Below are 16,808 nucleotides of genomic sequence, written 5' to 3' on the forward strand. Positions count from 1 at the left end.
CGTGGACTTCGACCTTTTGGGGCCACTACCGACCGGCACCACGGTGTTGGAAGCGAGCGCCGGAACTGGCAAGACCTACGCGATCGTCGGACTCGCGACCCGTTGTGTAGCCGAAGGTCTCGCTGACATTTCGCAAGTTCTGCTGGTGACATTCAGCCGGGCCGCCACTCAGGAACTTCGTGAGCGTGCCAGGGAGAGGTTCGCCGGAGTGTCCGCAGCACTGGCTGACCCAGTGGCGGCGAGGCGGTCGGATGATGATCTGGTGGCGTACCTCGCCACAGCTGACGACGAGGAGATCGGCGTGCGGCGTCGCCGACTCCTGCGCGCTCTCGCGGAGTACGACGCCGGCACCATCACGACCACCCACAGTTTCTGTCAGAGGATGCTCGACGGGCTGGGCATCGCCGGGGAACGCGAACCGGACACAACTTTTGTGGAGTCGGTTGACGACCTGATCAGTGAGGTCGTCTCGGATTTGTACCTCAGCCGCTACAGCCGGACGGACTCGTCTCCACCGTTTTCCACGAAGGACGCGCTGGCTATTGCCCGAAGCGCAGTCGGCGATGGTCAGGCAATTCTCGAACCCGACGGCGAGGAGGAGACCGCCCCCGGTCAGCGAGTCCTGTTCGCGGCGGCAGCTCGCCTCGAGGTCGAACGACGTAAGCGGACCAAAGGAATTCGCGACTTCAACGATCTGCTGACGCTGTTGCACGGCGTATTGACCGATCCGGAATACGGCCCCGTCGCGTGCCGTCGGGTGCGCGAGAAGTTCAAGGTCGTGCTGATCGACGAGTTCCAGGACACCGATCCGTTGCAGTGGGACATTCTGCGGTTGGCCTTCCACGGTCACACCACCCTGGTCCTGGTCGGTGATCCCAAACAAGCCATCTATGCGTTCCGCGGGGCAGAAGTCCTGAGTTATCTCGATGCGGTCGATCAGGCGGATGCGCACCAGGAGTTGACCACCAATTGGCGTAGCGACCCAGGGTTGTTGGCGGCACTCGAACACCTCTACGGTGGTGCCGCACTCGGCAACGAAGGCATCGTCGCGCATCCAGTGGAGGCTTCGCACAAGAAGTCTCGGTTGTTCGGCCCGGTGCCGATGCGTGTACGCCATCTGCCCCGTACCGGAGTCGGACCGCTCAATCGTTCGGGATTTCCGGCCGTAGGCAGACTTCGCAGTCGCGTCGCGGACGACGTCGCAGCAGACGTGGTCGCGCTCCTGGGCGGCGATGCCCGCTTGGCAGTCGACGGTGTTCCACGCCCGGTCGAACCGGGAGACGTCGCGGTGTTGGTGCGCACCCACAAGCACGTGGCGATGATCCGCGATGCTCTCGATGCCGTCGGTGTACCTTCCGTATTGACCGGAGGGTCCAGTGTTTTCGCGACACCCAGTGCGACCCAGTGGCTGTGGCTGTTGCAGGCGATCGAGCAGCCCCATCGCTCCGATCGTGTCCGGTTGACGGCCCTCTCGCCGATTTTCGGGCGCACCTCCGAAGAACTGGACAAGGACGGCGACAACGTCGTTGCAGAACTTGCAGGTCAACTGCGCTCCTATTCCGGGCTGTTCGCACGCGTCGGGTTTGCGGCTGTGTTCGAAAGAATCTCTGCCGAAACAAATCTGGAGAAGCGTGTACTCGCGGCCCCGTCCGGCGAACGAGATTTCACCGATCTGCGGCACGTCGCACAACTCCTCGGTCGCGTCGCGACCGAGGAAGCGTTCGGGTTGAGCGCACTGGTTCGCTGGCTTTCCGATCGGATCAAGGACCCGACGTCCGGGAGCGCCACCGACCGAAGCCGCCGCCTCGACAGTGACGCTGCCGCAGTGCAAATCGCTACGGTGCATGCCACCAAAGGGCTCGAGTTCCCGATCGTCTACGTCCCGTTCAGTTGGGAGAGCGTTGGCGGCTTCAACTCGCCGACGCAGCTGTTGCACGACCCGGAGGGACGCCGCATCCTCGACGTCGGCGGGCAGGAAGGCCCGGGGTACAACGCCAGAAAGACTGTTGCGGAGGCCGAAGAAGCGGGCGAAGAACTGCGGCTGCTGTACGTGGCGCTGACCCGGGCGCAGTGCCAACTCGTGCTCTGGTGGGCACCCAGCTACGGGACCTCCCGCTCGCCGCTGCACCGGTTGATGCTCGGACGTACTCCCGGCATCGCCGAACCTGCTCGGGTAGTGAAGGTGCTCGACGACGGTACAACCGCAGCACGGCTCGCAACCTGGCCGGCAGCAGCGTCCGTCGTGATCTCGGTGGAACCTGTTGGTCCCCATCCGCCCTCGCCCGTCCACTGGTCCAGAGCGGCTGCGGACGTGACCGAACTGGCCGCGGCGCGTTTCGATCGAGACCTGGACACTCTGTGGCGTCGTACGTCGTACTCGGCACTCACCGCCGGAGCGCACCACGCGGTCACGACCACGGGCAGCGAGGTCGAGGATCCCGAAAAAGACGACGAGCCAGAGGATTCCGTAGACCTCGGGAGCATTACCCCCTCGCCCCTGGAGGCGTTCCCTTCACCCATGAACGGACTTCCCGCGGGCGCCGCATTCGGCACGCTGGTGCATGAGGTGCTCGAGGTGGTGGACACGGCTGCGGCAGATCTGAGAGCGGAACTCGGGATGCGTTGCGCCGAGGCGGTCTCGGTTCGGGCGGCCGAGGTCGACTCCGAAGCACTCGCGGATGCGCTGTATCTGGTGATGCAGACTCCCTTGGGATTCGGAACCTTGGCCACGATCGCGCCGAAAGATCGTCTTCCCGAACTCGATTTCGAACTCCCACTGGCCGGTGGCGACGATCCGGTGTCGATGAGTGTCACACTCCGCGGAGTGTCGGAACTGTTGAGGCGCCACCTTTCCTCCGACGACATTCTGGCGTCGTACGCCGACTATCTGGACCGTGTCGAGACGTCACCGATGCGCGGATTCCTGACGGGCAGTATCGACGCAGTCTTGCGGATCCCGGGCCCGTCGTTCGTGATCGTCGATTACAAGACCAACCGGATCGGTCGCGGCGATCTGACGGCTGCCAACTACACGCGTGAACTCATGGCGACGGAGATGATGCGCTCGCACTATCCGCTGCAGGCACTGCTGTATTCGGTTGCACTGCATCGGTATCTGCGGTGGCGCCTGCCCGACTACGATCCGCACCGTCATCTCGGGGGCGCGCAGTATCAATTCGTGCGTGGGATGCTCGGCCCGGACAGCCCGCCGGAATGCGGTGTCTTCGAATGGAAACCGCCTGCTCAGCTGACGGTTGAACTATCGGATCTGCTGGCCGGTCTTGATGCGTCCCACACAGTAGGGGAGAAGATTCGATGACCGAGGCGCAATTGGCGCAGCGCGCCAAAGGGATCGTGCGAATCTTCAACGAAGCCGGGGTTCTGGTTGCCGCCGATGTTCATGTCGCGACGAGAGTGTGCAGCCTGGGCGGTGAAACGTCGGACGAGGTGATGCTGGCCGCAGCGTTGGCGGTCCGCGCTGTGCGCTCAGGTTCGGTGTGCCTCGATCTGCAACGGATGCGTGACGTGAGCGTCGACAATGCGACGGAGGAGGAACTCACGTCGTTGCCGTGGCCCGAACCGTCGGAGATCGTTGCCGCCCTTCGGCTGAGCCCTCTGGTGATCGGCGGAAACGCCGGACCTCTCAGACCGCTCCGGTTGGTCGACACGGACGACGGTGAACTCCTCTACCTCGATCGATATTTTCTGCAGGAGCAGACGATTCGGCGAGTGCTCGACGAGCGGGCGTCCACGTGGCCGCCCGCCGACCTGAAAGCGGTCCGAACGCGGCTGGATTCGCTGTTCGTCGACGAGAACGGGCCGACCATCGCGCCGGATCGTCAACGGATAGCAGCTGCTCTCGCCGCGACACAGTGGACCACCGTCATCGCCGGTGGGCCCGGAACCGGCAAAACCCATACGGTCGCACGTATTCTCGCTCTCCTGTCGGAGGAACTGGGTTCGAATGCTCGCATCGGTCTGGCCGCACCGACGGGTAAAGCCGCAGCACGGCTGCAGGAGTCCGTACGTGAGCAGACCGCGAGCCTTGGCCTTCCCGAAGAACTCGCGGCCATGACCCTGCACCGCCTACTCGGTTGGCAGCGGGGGAGTTCGAGTCGTTTCAAATACAATGCGACCAACAGACTTCCCTACGATGTGGTCGTCGTCGACGAGACGTCGATGGTCTCCCTCACGTTGATGGCGCGCCTGCTCGAAGCCGTTCGCCCCGATGCCCGGCTACTGCTCGTCGGCGATCCCGATCAGTTGACCTCAGTCGACGCGGGCGCTGTTCTTGCTGATCTTGTCGCCCGCCCGGTAAACGTCAGTGGAAATCCGACGCTGACACAGTTGGTGGGTGACGATCTCACGGCCACTGGTTCCGAAGAGGCATTGAGTGCGGATGAGCAGGATCGTCTGCGGGGCGGGATCATTCAACTCTCACGCGGGCGCCGCTTCGACGGAACCATCGCGTCGTTGGCCACGGCAGTTCGAGCGGGAGATTCCGCTGAGGTTCTGCGTATCCTGCGCAGCGGTGATCCCGCCGTCTCCTTCCATTCGCCCGAGGATGTTGACGCATTGCGCGCCGACATCGTTGCGAGTTCAGAGGTGGTGACTGCGTCGGCCGAGGTGGGTGATGCGATCGGCGCGCTGAAAGGCTTGGAATCGCACCGCCTTCTGTGCGCCCACCGTGACGGACCGTACGGTGTCGGGAGGTGGGCGCAGCAGGCGATGGAGTGGGTCGGCACGGCATCAGGGCAGTTTCTTGACCCGACGCGGTGGTATCCGGGCCAACCGCTGCTCGTGACGGCCAACGACTACGAGGCGAAGATCTACAACGGGGACGCCGGGGTGATCGTGCAGCGTGAGGATGGCGTGCCTATTGCCGCATTCCAGCGGGGCAGTGATGCGTTTCTGATTCACCCGAGCCAACTCTCGTCGGTGCAGACGGTTTACGCGATGACGATTCACCGGAGCCAGGGCAGCCAGTACGACACCGTATCGGTGATGTTGCCGGCCGAGGCGTCGTCACTGCTGACTCGGGAGTTGTTGTACACGGCGATCACTCGCGCCAGAAACCATGTGAGAGTAATCGGCACCGAGGATTCCGTGAGGGCGGGAGTGCAGCGACAGGTACTCAGGGCAAGTGGGCTGCGTCGTGAGATCCGTCCGTACGACGGGCCGTGAAAGTCGGATGTTGCGGATTCTCTCGGTCATACGTTGTATACGACGAACACCTTGCGTACGGTCTCGGTGACCGTCCACGTACCCTTCCATCCGATCGGGAAGATTGCACTCGTACCGGCAACGAGATGTACGGGATCGCCGTCGTCCTCCTCGACGGTCATGGCGCCGGAGACGATGGTGATGATCTCGCCGCGGGTGAGGAACTCCCACCGCGACTTTCCCGGTTCGCTCTCCCAGACTCCGGATTGAATGCGGCCGTCGGCACTGGTGAACTCGACATCTGCACGAGTGATGATGTCTCCGCCGAGTGGCTCTGCACTGGGTTGGCCGAGCAGTGCTTGCTGGAAGATCCCACTTGCGCTGTTCAACTCTGCGGCACGGAAGGTAATGGTCACAATTCAATCCTGACTTTCGAAACTCATGTGAATCATCGGACTTGTCGATGATGTCGTGTGTCTGCTGGGTCGGGATAGGTTCACTTGTCGCATCTTTCGGCACTTCGCTCGTACAGATGTCGAAAGTGCGATCGGCCATCATTCAACCGGGGTTCAGAGACCCGTCTCACGCCGAAACGTGACCGAGCCAATGGCAAACGGCCCCGCGTCGGTGATTTCGAACGAGGGTGATCGGTTGTGAGGCCTTACGTGGTGGACGCTGTCAACGAGGTGATGAAGCGCTCGGCTGCCGCGTCGACCTCGGCGTCGGGGGTGAGCAACCTCTGCAACAACAGTCCTCGCAGACATGCGGTTGCGATGATGCTCTGCTGCTTTGCATCCACCACTGTGAATCCTTCGCGAAGGGCTGCCGCTTCAAGGAGATGAGCCAAGTCGTCGAGGTCGGCGGCGAAATCTTGAAATGCTTTGTGCTCGTACACCGCAAGTCCGGCCAGGTGAAAAAAGGTGCGGCTTCGATCTTCATGCTCGGCGTTCGAGTAGAAACTCCAGATCGCCCTGCACAGGGCCGCGAATCCGAGATCTTTGCCCATCGCGGCGATGACGAGGTTGTCACGGCGGCGCGCTTCCGACAGTACGGCGCTGAGGAGACCTGGTCGTGATCCGAAGTGATAGGTCAGAAGCGTGTGGTGCACGCCGAGTCGCTCCGCTACTTGGCGCATCGACAGCTTCGGACTCGGGCCGGTTTCACCGAACTCGTCGAACAGCGCCTGTAACAGTCGCTCTCGACCCTCCCCAACCGGCGATCTCACGCTACCTCCATTGACGGGTTCACCACTGTTGAGTACGGTACCGCATATCGAATTCACCAGTGTTTAGGAGAGTGGTTTCCAATGCTCGGGAGGTCCCTTTGACTGACGTATGGTTTGCCGGCGGCATGGTCGCGGATGGATCGGGCACCGACCCGGTCGAAGTCGACGTGTGCGTGAGTGGCGGCATTGTCACCGCGATCGGACAGGCGCCGTCGGGTTCGACGACAGTTGACTTGGACGGCATGCTTCTGACTCCGGGGCTGATCGATGCTCATGTCCACCTGGGTATTTCGAGTCCGATCCGAAGGCAATTCGGGTTTGAGCTCTCGGCAGCCGAACTGGCTGCGGGCATCTTCGCCACCGCGGGCGATGCCCTCGACGCGGGCTTCACCACGGTGCGAGACGTCGGTGGCATCGACGGCGGAGTCGTCGACGTTATCGCGAGCGGCAAGGTGCGTGGTCCGCGTGTCCTCTCGTGCGGTCCTGTGCAGTGCCAGACCGGTGGACACGGCTACTACGGGGCCGCATGGGAGCCGACCGAGCTGTGGAACATGCACCACATTCCAGGGCTCTGCGCCTTGTCCTTGATGTCGGGTAATGCCGACGAGCTACGACGCAACGTGCGCGAGTCGTTCCGCCGAGGCGCAACATTTCTGAAACTGTGCGTCACCGGCGGTGTCGTCGGAGGCCATGACCACCTCACCGACACACAGTTCACCGTCGAGGAAATCTCCGTGGCAGTGGAAGAAGCAGCGTCGCGCGGCACCTACGTCACGGTGCACGCGCACAACAATGCGGGCATTCGCAACGCGGTGCGAGCCGGTGTCCGGTGCGTGGAACACGGCACCGACATCGACGAAGAGACCGCCCAGCTGATGCGCGAGCATGACGTGGCTCTGGTCCCTACCTTCGCCGTGGTCGAGCAGTTGACGGACACCGAGAGCATGGACCTGGACCCTGCAATACGAGACCGCGCCGCCGGAGTATGTCAACGCATGGCCTCGGCACTCGCGGTCTCTCGCGCAGCAGGCCTGAGGATCGGCCTGGGCTCGGACCTCATCGGGCCGCACCAGCAGCGCCGAGGCGAGGAGTTGCGCTTGCGGGCCGAGTTGGAGTCGCCGATGCATGCTCTCGTATCGGCCACCAGCGTCAACGCCGACATCCTCGGTATCGGGGACACCGTTGGAACTATCCGCGTCGGAATGCAGGCGGACATGGTCGCCTGGCAGCAAGACCCGCTCCACGACGCCAAGGTGTTCGCCGATCCGGACATGGCTGTTCTCGTCGTGAAGGCCGGCCACGTAGTGAAGGGAGAGGTTCGATGAGCGCAATGCTGCACGGATGTTTTGCAGACACGGAGTACTTCGAAATAACGGCGAAGTCGGGGTACAGCTACGGCATCTGGGTGACCACACCCCCCGGCTACGCGGACTCCACGGATCCCTTACCGCTGATATACGTGATGGACGGCAACTGGGCTGTAGGTCTTACCGCCCCGCTCATCGTCACGCAGGCAGACCCGTATCTGACGATCGCCCCGTACATCCAGGTCAGCGTCGGTTATGCCGGTGAAGAAGCTGCCAACTGGGCACGACTACGCAACCGCGATCTCGTGCCGCCCGGGGAACCGGTAGGCGACGAAATGACGGCCACTCTTGCCGCTGCTCGCGACTCGGGTGCAATGACCCAGGAGTATGTGGACGCCTACCTCGAGGAGCTGGCAGACACCCACGCGGACGTCTTCCTCGACTTCCTGACCAACGAACTCCACCCTCGCCTGTACTCGTCGGAGCTACGTGTCAGCGAGTCCGGGCACGGACTCTTCGGGTACTCGTACGGAGGCCTTTTCGCCCTCTACGCATGGCTGCGCGACGCGCCCCCATTCGCGACCTTCGGTGCGGGTAGTCCCGGAGTTGTGAACGCCGACAGCCAGATCCACACACTGGTCGAGGCACTGCCCGAGCGTGGCGTGGGCTCAGTTGTTCCGCAGCTGCACGTCACGCTGAACGAAGCCGAACTGACTGGACCCATTCCGATCTATCGCGGACTGTCACGCAACGTTCTCGCCGTCGTGGAGCAGTTGCATGGCAAGGGACGGTCGCAGGATGTTTCGACCGCGTTGTTGCACGAGACGCACGTAACCGGGCTGCAGGCATCGTTCCTGAGCTACTTGAAGAGCTGCCATGCACGTTAGCTCTCCGTCCCGGAGGCGATGTGCCGCTGACACGTTCTAGGGCGATTTTCCGTAGACGCCGTTGAAGGAGAAGTCGGCTGTGGGTGTCCACCACGTAGTGGACACCCACAGCCGTGTCTATTCAGTTGTCGCGGCTATCGATTCTCCAAGCCGGACAAGACTTCTAACCCATGACCGTCCCGGTCGACTCGGCATTGGGTGCCCGAAGGCGGGAGAATGCGCCGAGGTCGATTTCGAGCCCGGTGTGCATCCCGACATAGGTCAGGGGATCAGCGTCGTGATCGTGTCCAGCTTCCACCTGGTCGATGATCCTGGACATGAGGCGCCCAGCGATGGGCGCATTTTTGAATTGGTTCCCGCTGGTGCCCATGGCGACGTAGAAACCTTGCCTGTCTGTCTTGTCATAGATCGGGGTCCAGTCGGATGCTGCGTCGTACACGCCGGCAATACCTTTCGGTTGTGACGGGACCTCCAGGGTGGGGAAACGCCTGGCGGCGCGGAAAACCTGCGCTTCGAACCGGGCAACAGTGCGATTCGGGTTGGCGGTATCAGGGTCGTCGATCCACTCGAGCGGATCGCAATCCGGTTCGGTTCCGCCGACAAGGAAACCGTTTCCAGGTTCGGCTCGCATGTAGGTTCCGAGATCCAAATCGGCGATCATCGGGCCGAGGATCTCGTCGTCGTTGTAGCCAGTGGGTGCGGTGACGTGATGAACTTCCTGGCGCAAGGGCCGAACCGAAACCTTGAAGTCGGCCCCGACGTTCGACAGCTTGTTGAACGCTCCTGACCAGGGGCCGGCGGCATTGACGACAATCTTGGATTTCACACTTTCCCCGTCGTCGAGCCCTAGCTGCCAGATGCCGTCAGGCAACTGCTCGACTGCCACTACACGCGTGTTGTATGCGAAAACCGCACCGTGCGAACGTGCTGCCGCAGCAAGATTCGCGGCGGCCAGTTGCGGGTCGTCGACGAACCCCGCCTGAGGTGTGTACAGCGCGCCGAGCGTGGTTTCGGCATCTGCGAAGAAGGACTCCGAGTCGACTGGCTTCGGAGGATAGTATTTGCCGGCGTCGATACCGGGAATCTTCTCGACGAGTGTCGTTGCGTCCCAAAGCTGGTAATCGATTCCTATCTTCTCGAATAATCCGATCGTGCGCGCGTGGGGCGCGACGTCGACGTCGAGCAGTGCCATCCCGCATTGCCGAAACTTCGCAAGCGCGCCGTCGACTGTCGCGTTGAGATGCTCGTTCCAGTTTTGCCAGCAATGCAGCGACTCCCAAGCCGCAGCCATACCGTCGAATGTGGAGTAGTTGAACCGGATAACCGCACTGGATGCACTGGTCGAGCCGTAGCCCGGACCACCAGACTTGTCGATGACCAGGACTTCGTAACCTCGAGCGGCCAGTTCGTAGGCGATGGAGCTGCCGATCACTCCAGCTCCGACCACAACTGCATCGGTCTTGTCGGTAGGCACTTTCGGCCTCTCTTTCTACTGATGGCTTCGCCGGATCGAAAGCACAGCTGTTCGATCCGGCAAGCTTGGGTTCTGGTAATTCCGACGCCGTCGACTTCCTCTGGAGAGCTTCATCCCGACTTCTCGGATTCGGCTCTGCCTTAATGAATTTGGCACCTGAAAGTCCAGAGGTGTTCGTCGTCCTCAACTCTCTCGTGGCGGCCATCGGAACGCTATCGACAGCTGCGCAAAAAATTACAGCCGTGGCGCGTCCGTTGTCAGAAATGTTTCGTCGGGCTGCCCTGCGTGGCAGACCAGTTTTTCGTTTCCGGAATCCCTCGCCACAGAATGGGAAGCGCGATCAAAGCGATGGCGGTCGCATAGAAGGCAGGCGACAGATCGCTTCCAGTGGCGTTGACCAGTGCTGCGCACACCAGAGGAGCGGTCCCTGCAAAAAGTGCATATGCGATGTTGTAGGGGATTGCCGTGCCGGTGAATCGAGCATGCGTCGGCATCATTTCGAGGATTACGAGCAAAGCGGACGCGAGTAGGGAAAGCGCGATGACCAGAGCAGCCAGTGCAATGGCAATCGCGAAAATGTTTCCGGTGCCGATGAGCATGTAGCTGGGCACCGAAACGAAAACTGACATCACCATGCCGATTCTGACAAGAGGTCTCCGGCCGATTCGGTCGACCGTGGCGCCGAAGAAGATGAACAGCGGGACTGCGAGAACCAAAGCGCCGGTTGTCATCAGCAGTGCCACCGTGCTCGAAACGTCGGCTGAAAGAATCAGAAATGTCGGCATGTAGCCGAGCAGCATATGAGTAACGACACCGAGCGAGGCGAAGTACACGAAGGACGTGAGCAGAGTCCGCCAGTGATTGCGGAACAGATCTGCGAGTGGGCGGGTTGGAAGGGAATCGTTTTCTTGCATTTCCTTGAACGCCGGAGTCTCCTCGACGGCAAGCCTCATGAACAGGCCCACCATGGCGACAACGCCTCCGATGATGAACGGCCAACGCCATCCTCCGTCGGCGAAGTGCTCAGCGCCGACCGAGCTGAATGACAAGACTGTGACCGTGGCCAAGATGCTGCCGACAAATGACGAAGAGCTGATTATCCCTGCGTACAAGCCTCGGCGGTGGGACGGCGCATGCTCGACGACGAAGGTGGCAGCTCCGGTGTATTCGCCCCCGGCCGAGAATCCTTGAACCAATCGGCACAGCAGCAGCAACAGCGGTGCGGCAACACCGATCGAAGCGTACGTCGGTAGGAGACCGATTGCCGCCGTCGAGCAGCCCATGAGCGTAATTGCCAGGGACAGTGACCTCCGTCGGCCGAGGCGGTCACCCAGTCTTCCGAAGAATATGCCGCCGGCAGGTCTGGCCAAGAATGCGACTCCGTAAAGAGCGAAGGTGGCAAGCAGTGCGCCACTGCCGAACTCCGGAGGGAAGAACACTGTCGCGAGAACTGCGGCAGTGAAACCGTAGATCGTGAAATCGAACCATTCGACGATGTTGCCTGTCGCGCCGGCAATCAGGGCCCTACGGCGTGCCGATCGACGTCCGGGTGACGTCTCGGTTTGATGCTCTACAGGAGCATTTGCTGTGCCGGTCATGATGATTCCTCTCGGGATATGCTGAATGGCAACGGCTTTGCGATATCACGGTCACCGATGTCATTCGAGGTATTCGACATTGAAAGAGGTCGGTGGGATTCGATGTTGAACTGGCGACCGAAGGTCGTTTGTCGATTTCGGGTCGGAGGCGACTTCGTCTGAGGGAGATCGTGCCGGCCGGCCTCGCTCCCCATTACGCAAATCCCACGGCTGCAACAGATCTCGTCGCTGCCACTTCTGCCGGTTTGCGGACCGAGTGAAGACGTCACGGGTCTCGGGTGCTTGGCATGAAGCGAGCCTATGGTGCAAAAGTTAGTTGCATCACTGTCATGTGTTCAATTTTCTACGTAGAAATTTGGGCATATGTTGCAAACCGGAGAGGGGGCTCGTACAGTTCGACCATGGTCGGAGAACTGCAGCATTTGGTGGACACTACCGGGCGCCGACTGGACCGTTCCGTTGCGATCGATGATGTACAGATTCGTCTGCTCGCGTACAACTCGCATGACAGTGCCGTCGATTCAGTCAGAATGAATTCCGTTCTACAGCGGAATGTTTCACGCGAGATCGTAGACTTCATCTACGCGAGTGGAGGCCGTGAAGCCCTCGATCTCTTCACTGTTCCCGTCAACGAAGAACTAGGGCTGACCCTTGGCCGGGTCGGGATGCCGATCCGATACCGCAATGCGCTGCTGGGCTTCGTCTGGCTGTTGACTTCGGAGGGCGAAGTTGACGAGGATCAAGCCGAGGTCTTGAGGCGCACGGCTGATGCGGCAGCGATGATCCTCCACCGCGAACAGTTGCTGGACGAGTTGTCCCGAAGTCGGGAGCGGGAACTTACTCGAGACGTCCTGTCGGGCGAGCGGTCGCTGCGCGAGGACGCGGCAAACAGGTTGGCCGAGGAGGGCTTGTTGGCTGCGGGTCCAGCAGTCGTGGTCACTGTGTTGCTCCGTCCTGGCGACCAGTCGACATTGACCGAAAGAGATCGTCTGAGTGTTGCCGTCGGCGTCGATCAGCTTCGTCGGAGGCTCCCGCGGAACAGTGCAATCCAACTCGACCGCCCCGACCACAGTCTGTTGATCGTATCGGTGGCCGAACGCTCGACTCAAACCCATCTGGTCTCGCTGATCGTGGCAGCCCGGGAGCGAGTCTTGTCTGAAAGTGGGCGCCAGAACATCGAATGTTGGGTCGGTATCGGTGAACCGCGAACCTCGGTTGCACACGTGCGCGAATCCTACGAAGAGTCCAGACGTTCCGCAGATGTGGCCCAGGTCGTCAAGGTGCTCGGAAATGTTGTGCGTTATCGGGATCTCGGCGTCTACGGACTTCTGGCCGAACTGTCGGAGGATCGACTCGAGAACAGTATTCACTCAGGTTTGCAGTCCTTGCTCAGCCATGAGGACTCGAAAAGTGAGGCTCTTCTCGCGACGCTGGAGAGTTTTTTGGACAATGCCGGTGACGTAAAGCGAACGTCAGAGGCGCTCTGTGTGCATCGAGGGAGCTTGTACTATCGCTTGCGGCGAATTCAGGAGATAACACGAGCAGACTTGGCAAACGGCGACGACCGGTTGGCCTTGCATTTGAGCCTGAAAGTCGCGCGGCTGTTGGATCTCCGATGATCCCGATCCGAGAAGAGGGGACTGCGGAAGAATCAAGCGGCTCAACGTAGTTGGCGGCTTTCGATCGTCAAGCGGGATGATTCCGGGGTGGGAAAGGAAGCGCGTCGTACATCGGCCGGGGTGGGTTGGCTTGACCTGCTGAGACGTTCATACGTTTGATCGGGCATCTTCTATTTTCTTGTCGGCAGATGCGGCGGAGCGCAACTTTTTCGGGCATTGAAAGTGCAGAATCGTCGAGATGGGTGTCGAGCTGTGTGAAGAAGGCGCGTTTTTGCAAACCGAAATGACGACGAATTTGGTCTGAGTTCGGTCCCCCGGTACGCAGATGTTCGCGCGCGAACTGGACTATTTGTTGCCGACTGCAAACAGGGGATCTAGCGTCCATTCCCGTTGGCTCCCTTTATGGTTGGATTGGATCAGATACCTGAGTCGGTGCGATTCGTATGCACCCCTTCACCGCAGGTCTGGTCTGATCTTTCCGAAGTCGGAGTCGCGGAGATACATGCAGTTGTTCGAGATCGTTCCCCCGAAATTGAACAAACGCGCCAGACTGGATTGTGGCCATCGAGGCTGTACGTCTATCCATTTGCTGGTTGCTGAGCCGGCTGGTCAGTACGACACTGAACCGGTGATGTTGCCGGCCTATCGCCAAACGGTGAAGTGGTTTTGCCAGGAGAACGACACGTTTTTGCCGGCATTCGAGACGACGACTCCGCGCGGATCGACCTCTGGCGGAAGGGGGACCGACCACATCATCTTTCCGTCGCGAGCCCTGATCGAATGCATGCCGGTGTAGTCGCTGAAGACGAAGTGATCGCCATCAGTCGCACCGCTTCGAACCCAGTACGCGTCTTGCCAGGGTGTTTGCCACAGTTGTCGGCCACTCTCGACGTCGAGACCCGAGATTGTGCGGGTCTCCGGCGACGTGACGAGGATTGTTTTTCCTACCACTGCGGCGATGGTGCTTCCTGTCCCGGCCGTCGCGGTGTTGACGATTTGTGAACTGCGCCAGAGTTCGTCACCCGACTCCGGATCGTAGGCGCCGTCGCCGAGAAACATCGGCACCGCCGTCGAGGGCTTACTCGGGTAGGACGACGATGAGTACGAGGGAATCGGTATCGCACGAATCGTGGATCCGTCGGAAGCCAAGAGGTTTTGGGTTCCGGCATATCCCGACCGGCCGCCGACACTGGTGAGGAACAATCCGTTCCCGGTAGGGACAAGCGAATCGCCCTCGAATCGGAATCGTTCGGCGCCGGACTGCAGATCGTAGATTCGATAGCGGTACTGCGGGTCCCCGCCGTCGCCCTGTTCCATCGCAATGACAGTGTCGGTGTGAGGGACCGTGTAGACGGCCCCGAACTTCTCACTTGGTTCGAAGGTACGCACGAAGTTGGCCGTCAAATTGGTTGTGGTGCCGCTGGCAAGAATTCGTGTTCGAACCGTTCCGTCCATCCTTTCGCCGGACGTGTACACGGTGTCTCCGGCGATGGTGGCGCCATTGAGATCGAAGTCGGTTCCGAGGTCGGACATCAGAGTTCCGGTCGCGGTATCGACAAAGATCATCCGTCGATCGCCCCAGCACGCGATGATCGTGGATTCGTTCTGCTGACTGCACTGGCCGATGACTCCGCCGATTCGCGTTTTCCACAGCGGATTTCCGTCGTCGGGATTCACCCCGACGAGTGTGACGGCACCGACTCCCTGACTCGACGAAGACTCGTCGGTCTTGGGAAGCGGATAAGCAGTCGCGGCCACCAGCACGTCACCGACTTGGTACGTGTTGCCGTAGCCGTAGTAGCTATCGAGCGTGGAAGGCATCGACAGCAGCACGTCCCCGGGGTTGTCCGTGAGCGCTCGGACATCGAGTTCCCAGGCTTGTTGCGGAGGATCGGAGAGGTCTACGTCGACAACGCCTTGCTCGACGATCGGACCGCCTGTCTTCTGCTTCGGCCATGCCGCATCACTGGAGTCGGAGATTACCGATACGACGATGAACGCGATCGCCACGAGCAATGCCAGTCCGAGTGCGACCAGTTTCCAATGTTCCTTCAACCGAAGCTGCATCGAAAGACCGTAACCGATCGATCAAACTGATCGGTTCGTTTCGCGGACGGCCGGCACGATGTCGATCGCGAGATCGAGCCCACGTGCTCGGTGTGACGAAGTGTGGTGGCCTCGTACGCACGAGACCACCACACCGACGGCGTCAGACGTAAGGCGAGTACGCCGGAAGATCCAACTGACCGTTGCCGGACAGCCCGATCACGATCACCTCGGGTTCGGTGACGGCACGGGCGTGAGCGATAGCGCCGGCAACCGCGTGGGTTGATTCCGGAGCCGGGATGATTCCTTCGGCGCGGGCGAAAATCAGACCTGCCTGGAGTGCGTCGTCCTGATCGACGGCAATTGCATCCATGAGTCCGAGGTTGACCGCGTGCGAGACCATCGGCGACATGCCGTGGTAGCGGAGGCCACCGGCATGGATGGCCGGCGGTACGAAATCCTTACCCAGAGTGTGCATCTTGAGCAGCGGCGTCAGGCCGGCGACATCACCGAAGTCGTAGCGGTACTCGCCCTGGGTGAGGGACGGGCATGCCGACGGCTCGCAGGCGACCAGACGAGTCTTGGTGCCTTCGCGAAGGTTTCGTCCCAGGAACGGGAAGGTGAGTCCGGCGAGGTTGGAACCGCCACCGGCGCAACCGAACACGGTGTCGGGGACGGCGTCGCCGGCTTCTTCGAGCTGGACCATTGCTTCCTGACCGATCACGGTCTGGTGCAGCATGACGTGGTTCAGCACGCTACCGAGTGAGTAGTGCGTGTTCGGATCCTGCGCAGCGACCTCGACGGCCTCACTGATGGCCATACCGAGCGAGCCGGTGGTGTCGGGATGCGACTTCAACAGTGCGCGTCCGGCTTCCGTCAGGTCCGAAGGCGACGGGTGACAGATTCCGCCGTACGCCTCCATCTGGATGCGTCGGTACGGCTTCGAATCGAAGGACGAGCGAACCTGCCATACCTCGACGTCGAGTCCGAGCAGCGCGCCCGCGAACGACAGCGACGCACCCCACTGTCCCGCACCGGTTTCGGTGGTGAGCTTGGTGGTTCCCTCGATTGCGTTGTAGTAAGCCTGCGCGACAGCAGTATTCGGCTTGTGTGAACCGACCGGGCTCACGCCTTCGTACTTGTAGTAGATGCGGGCAGGTGTGCCCAGAGCGCGCTCGAGTCGGTGCGCGCGGAACAAGGGAGAGGGCCTCCACATGCCGTAGATCTCGCGAACCGTCTCCGGGATCTCGATGTAGCGCTCGGTTGCGACTTCCTGCGCGATGAGGTTCATCGGGAACAGCGGCGCCAAGTCCTCGGGGCCGAGCGGCTCACGAGTGCCCGGATGCAGGTGCGGGGGAACAGGCTCGGGGAGGTCAGCCGCCAGGTTGTACCAGTGCGTCGGCACTTTCGACGGGATGGAGACGCCCAAAGGCTCGAGCGAACGGTTGAGTGGGGTGGTGGTCAACTAACTCTCCTTCGTGGATTCGGT

The 16,808-nt window shown here is 61.2% G+C and carries 11 protein-coding genes; 5 read left to right on the plus strand and 6 right to left on the minus strand.

All coding sequences use genetic code 11. The annotated features are described in order from the left end of the window. Position 1: 1 nt before the first annotated feature. Entirely contained in the window at positions 2-3,319 is a 3,318-nt protein-coding gene (locus GN300_RS15125; RefSeq protein ID WP_063315024.1) for a UvrD-helicase domain-containing protein, read from the plus strand. Continuing rightward, on the plus strand, positions 3,316-5,184 hold the full coding sequence (gene recD / locus GN300_RS15130; protein WP_063315023.1) for an exodeoxyribonuclease V subunit alpha: 1,869 nt from the start codon (positions 3,316-3,318) through the stop codon (positions 5,182-5,184). Before GN300_RS15125 ends, recD begins: the two co-directional genes overlap by 4 nt. Before the next feature lie 26 nt (positions 5,185-5,210). On the opposite strand, the gene GN300_RS15135 is transcribed toward recD, so the two are convergent. Both GN300_RS15135 and GN300_RS15140 read right to left on the minus strand, forming a co-directional pair. Then, on the minus strand, positions 5,211-5,579 hold the full coding sequence (locus GN300_RS15135; protein WP_063315022.1) for a cupin domain-containing protein: 369 nt from the start codon (positions 5,577-5,579) through the stop codon (positions 5,211-5,213). Between the two features lie 245 nt (positions 5,580-5,824). Then, the gene (locus GN300_RS15140) at positions 5,825-6,388 is read right to left on the minus strand and encodes a TetR/AcrR family transcriptional regulator (RefSeq protein WP_029254476.1); all 564 of its coding nucleotides are present in this window, start codon (positions 6,386-6,388) and stop codon (positions 5,825-5,827) included. A gap of 98 nt (positions 6,389-6,486) precedes the next feature. Between GN300_RS15140 and GN300_RS15145 the strand changes: the two genes are divergently transcribed. Next, positions 6,487-7,713 carry an amidohydrolase family protein gene (locus GN300_RS15145; protein ID WP_233405647.1) on the plus strand — a complete coding sequence of 409 codons (1,227 nt, stop codon included), beginning with the start codon at positions 6,487-6,489 and terminating at the stop codon, positions 7,711-7,713. After that, entirely contained in the window at positions 7,710-8,582 is an 873-nt protein-coding gene (locus tag GN300_RS15150) for an alpha/beta hydrolase (protein WP_020906257.1), read from the plus strand. The genes GN300_RS15145 and GN300_RS15150 overlap by 4 nt, the downstream gene beginning before the upstream one ends. A gap of 163 nt (positions 8,583-8,745) precedes the next feature. Here the strand turns inward: GN300_RS15150 and GN300_RS15155 are convergent, their stop codons facing one another. Then, entirely contained in the window at positions 8,746-10,056 is a 1,311-nt protein-coding gene (locus GN300_RS15155) for an FAD-binding oxidoreductase (protein ID WP_003945449.1), read from the minus strand. Positions 10,057-10,313: 257 nt separating this feature from the next. Next, positions 10,314-11,654, minus strand: coding sequence for an MFS transporter (locus tag GN300_RS15160; RefSeq protein ID WP_063315020.1), 1,341 nt, complete (start codon positions 11,652-11,654; stop codon positions 10,314-10,316). Positions 11,655-12,055: 401 nt separating this feature from the next. On the opposite strand from GN300_RS15160, the gene GN300_RS15165 reads away from it, so the two are divergent. Further along, on the plus strand, positions 12,056-13,273 hold the full coding sequence (locus tag GN300_RS15165) for a CdaR family transcriptional regulator (RefSeq protein WP_007734149.1): 1,218 nt from the start codon (positions 12,056-12,058) through the stop codon (positions 13,271-13,273). A gap of 642 nt (positions 13,274-13,915) precedes the next feature. Here the strand turns inward: GN300_RS15165 and GN300_RS15170 are convergent. Together GN300_RS15170 and GN300_RS15175 are read right to left on the minus strand one after the other, a co-directional pair. After that, positions 13,916-15,340: a PQQ-binding-like beta-propeller repeat protein gene (locus GN300_RS15170; protein WP_063315019.1), complete on the minus strand. Its 1,425-nt coding sequence runs from the start codon at positions 15,338-15,340 to the stop codon at positions 13,916-13,918. A 142-nt stretch (positions 15,341-15,482) separates the two neighbouring features. Continuing rightward, positions 15,483-16,784 carry a TrpB-like pyridoxal phosphate-dependent enzyme gene (locus GN300_RS15175; protein WP_003945451.1) on the minus strand — a complete coding sequence of 434 codons (1,302 nt, stop codon included), beginning with the start codon at positions 16,782-16,784 and terminating at the stop codon, positions 15,483-15,485. Positions 16,785-16,808 lie beyond the last annotated feature (24 nt).

The sequence above is a fragment of the Rhodococcus sp. Ni2 genome, assembly GCF_021352185.1.
GTDB lineage: Bacteria > Actinomycetota > Actinomycetes > Mycobacteriales > Mycobacteriaceae > Rhodococcus_F > Rhodococcus_F qingshengii.

What these genes read in the sequence shown, in the direction of transcription:
- recD (WP_063315023.1), top strand. Translation starts at nt 3,316, where the DNA reads ATGACCGAGGCGCAATTGGCGCAGCGCGCCAAAGGGATCGTGCGAATC.
- GN300_RS15150 (WP_020906257.1), top strand. Translation starts at nt 7,710, where the DNA reads ATGAGCGCAATGCTGCACGGATGTTTTGCAGACACGGAGTACTTCGAA.
- GN300_RS15160 (WP_063315020.1), bottom strand. Translation starts at nt 11,654, where the DNA reads ATGACCGGCACAGCAAATGCTCCTGTAGAGCATCAAACCGAGACGTCA.
- GN300_RS15165 (WP_007734149.1), top strand. Translation starts at nt 12,056, where the DNA reads ATGGTCGGAGAACTGCAGCATTTGGTGGACACTACCGGGCGCCGACTG.
- GN300_RS15170 (WP_063315019.1), bottom strand. Translation starts at nt 15,340, where the DNA reads ATGCAGCTTCGGTTGAAGGAACATTGGAAACTGGTCGCACTCGGACTG.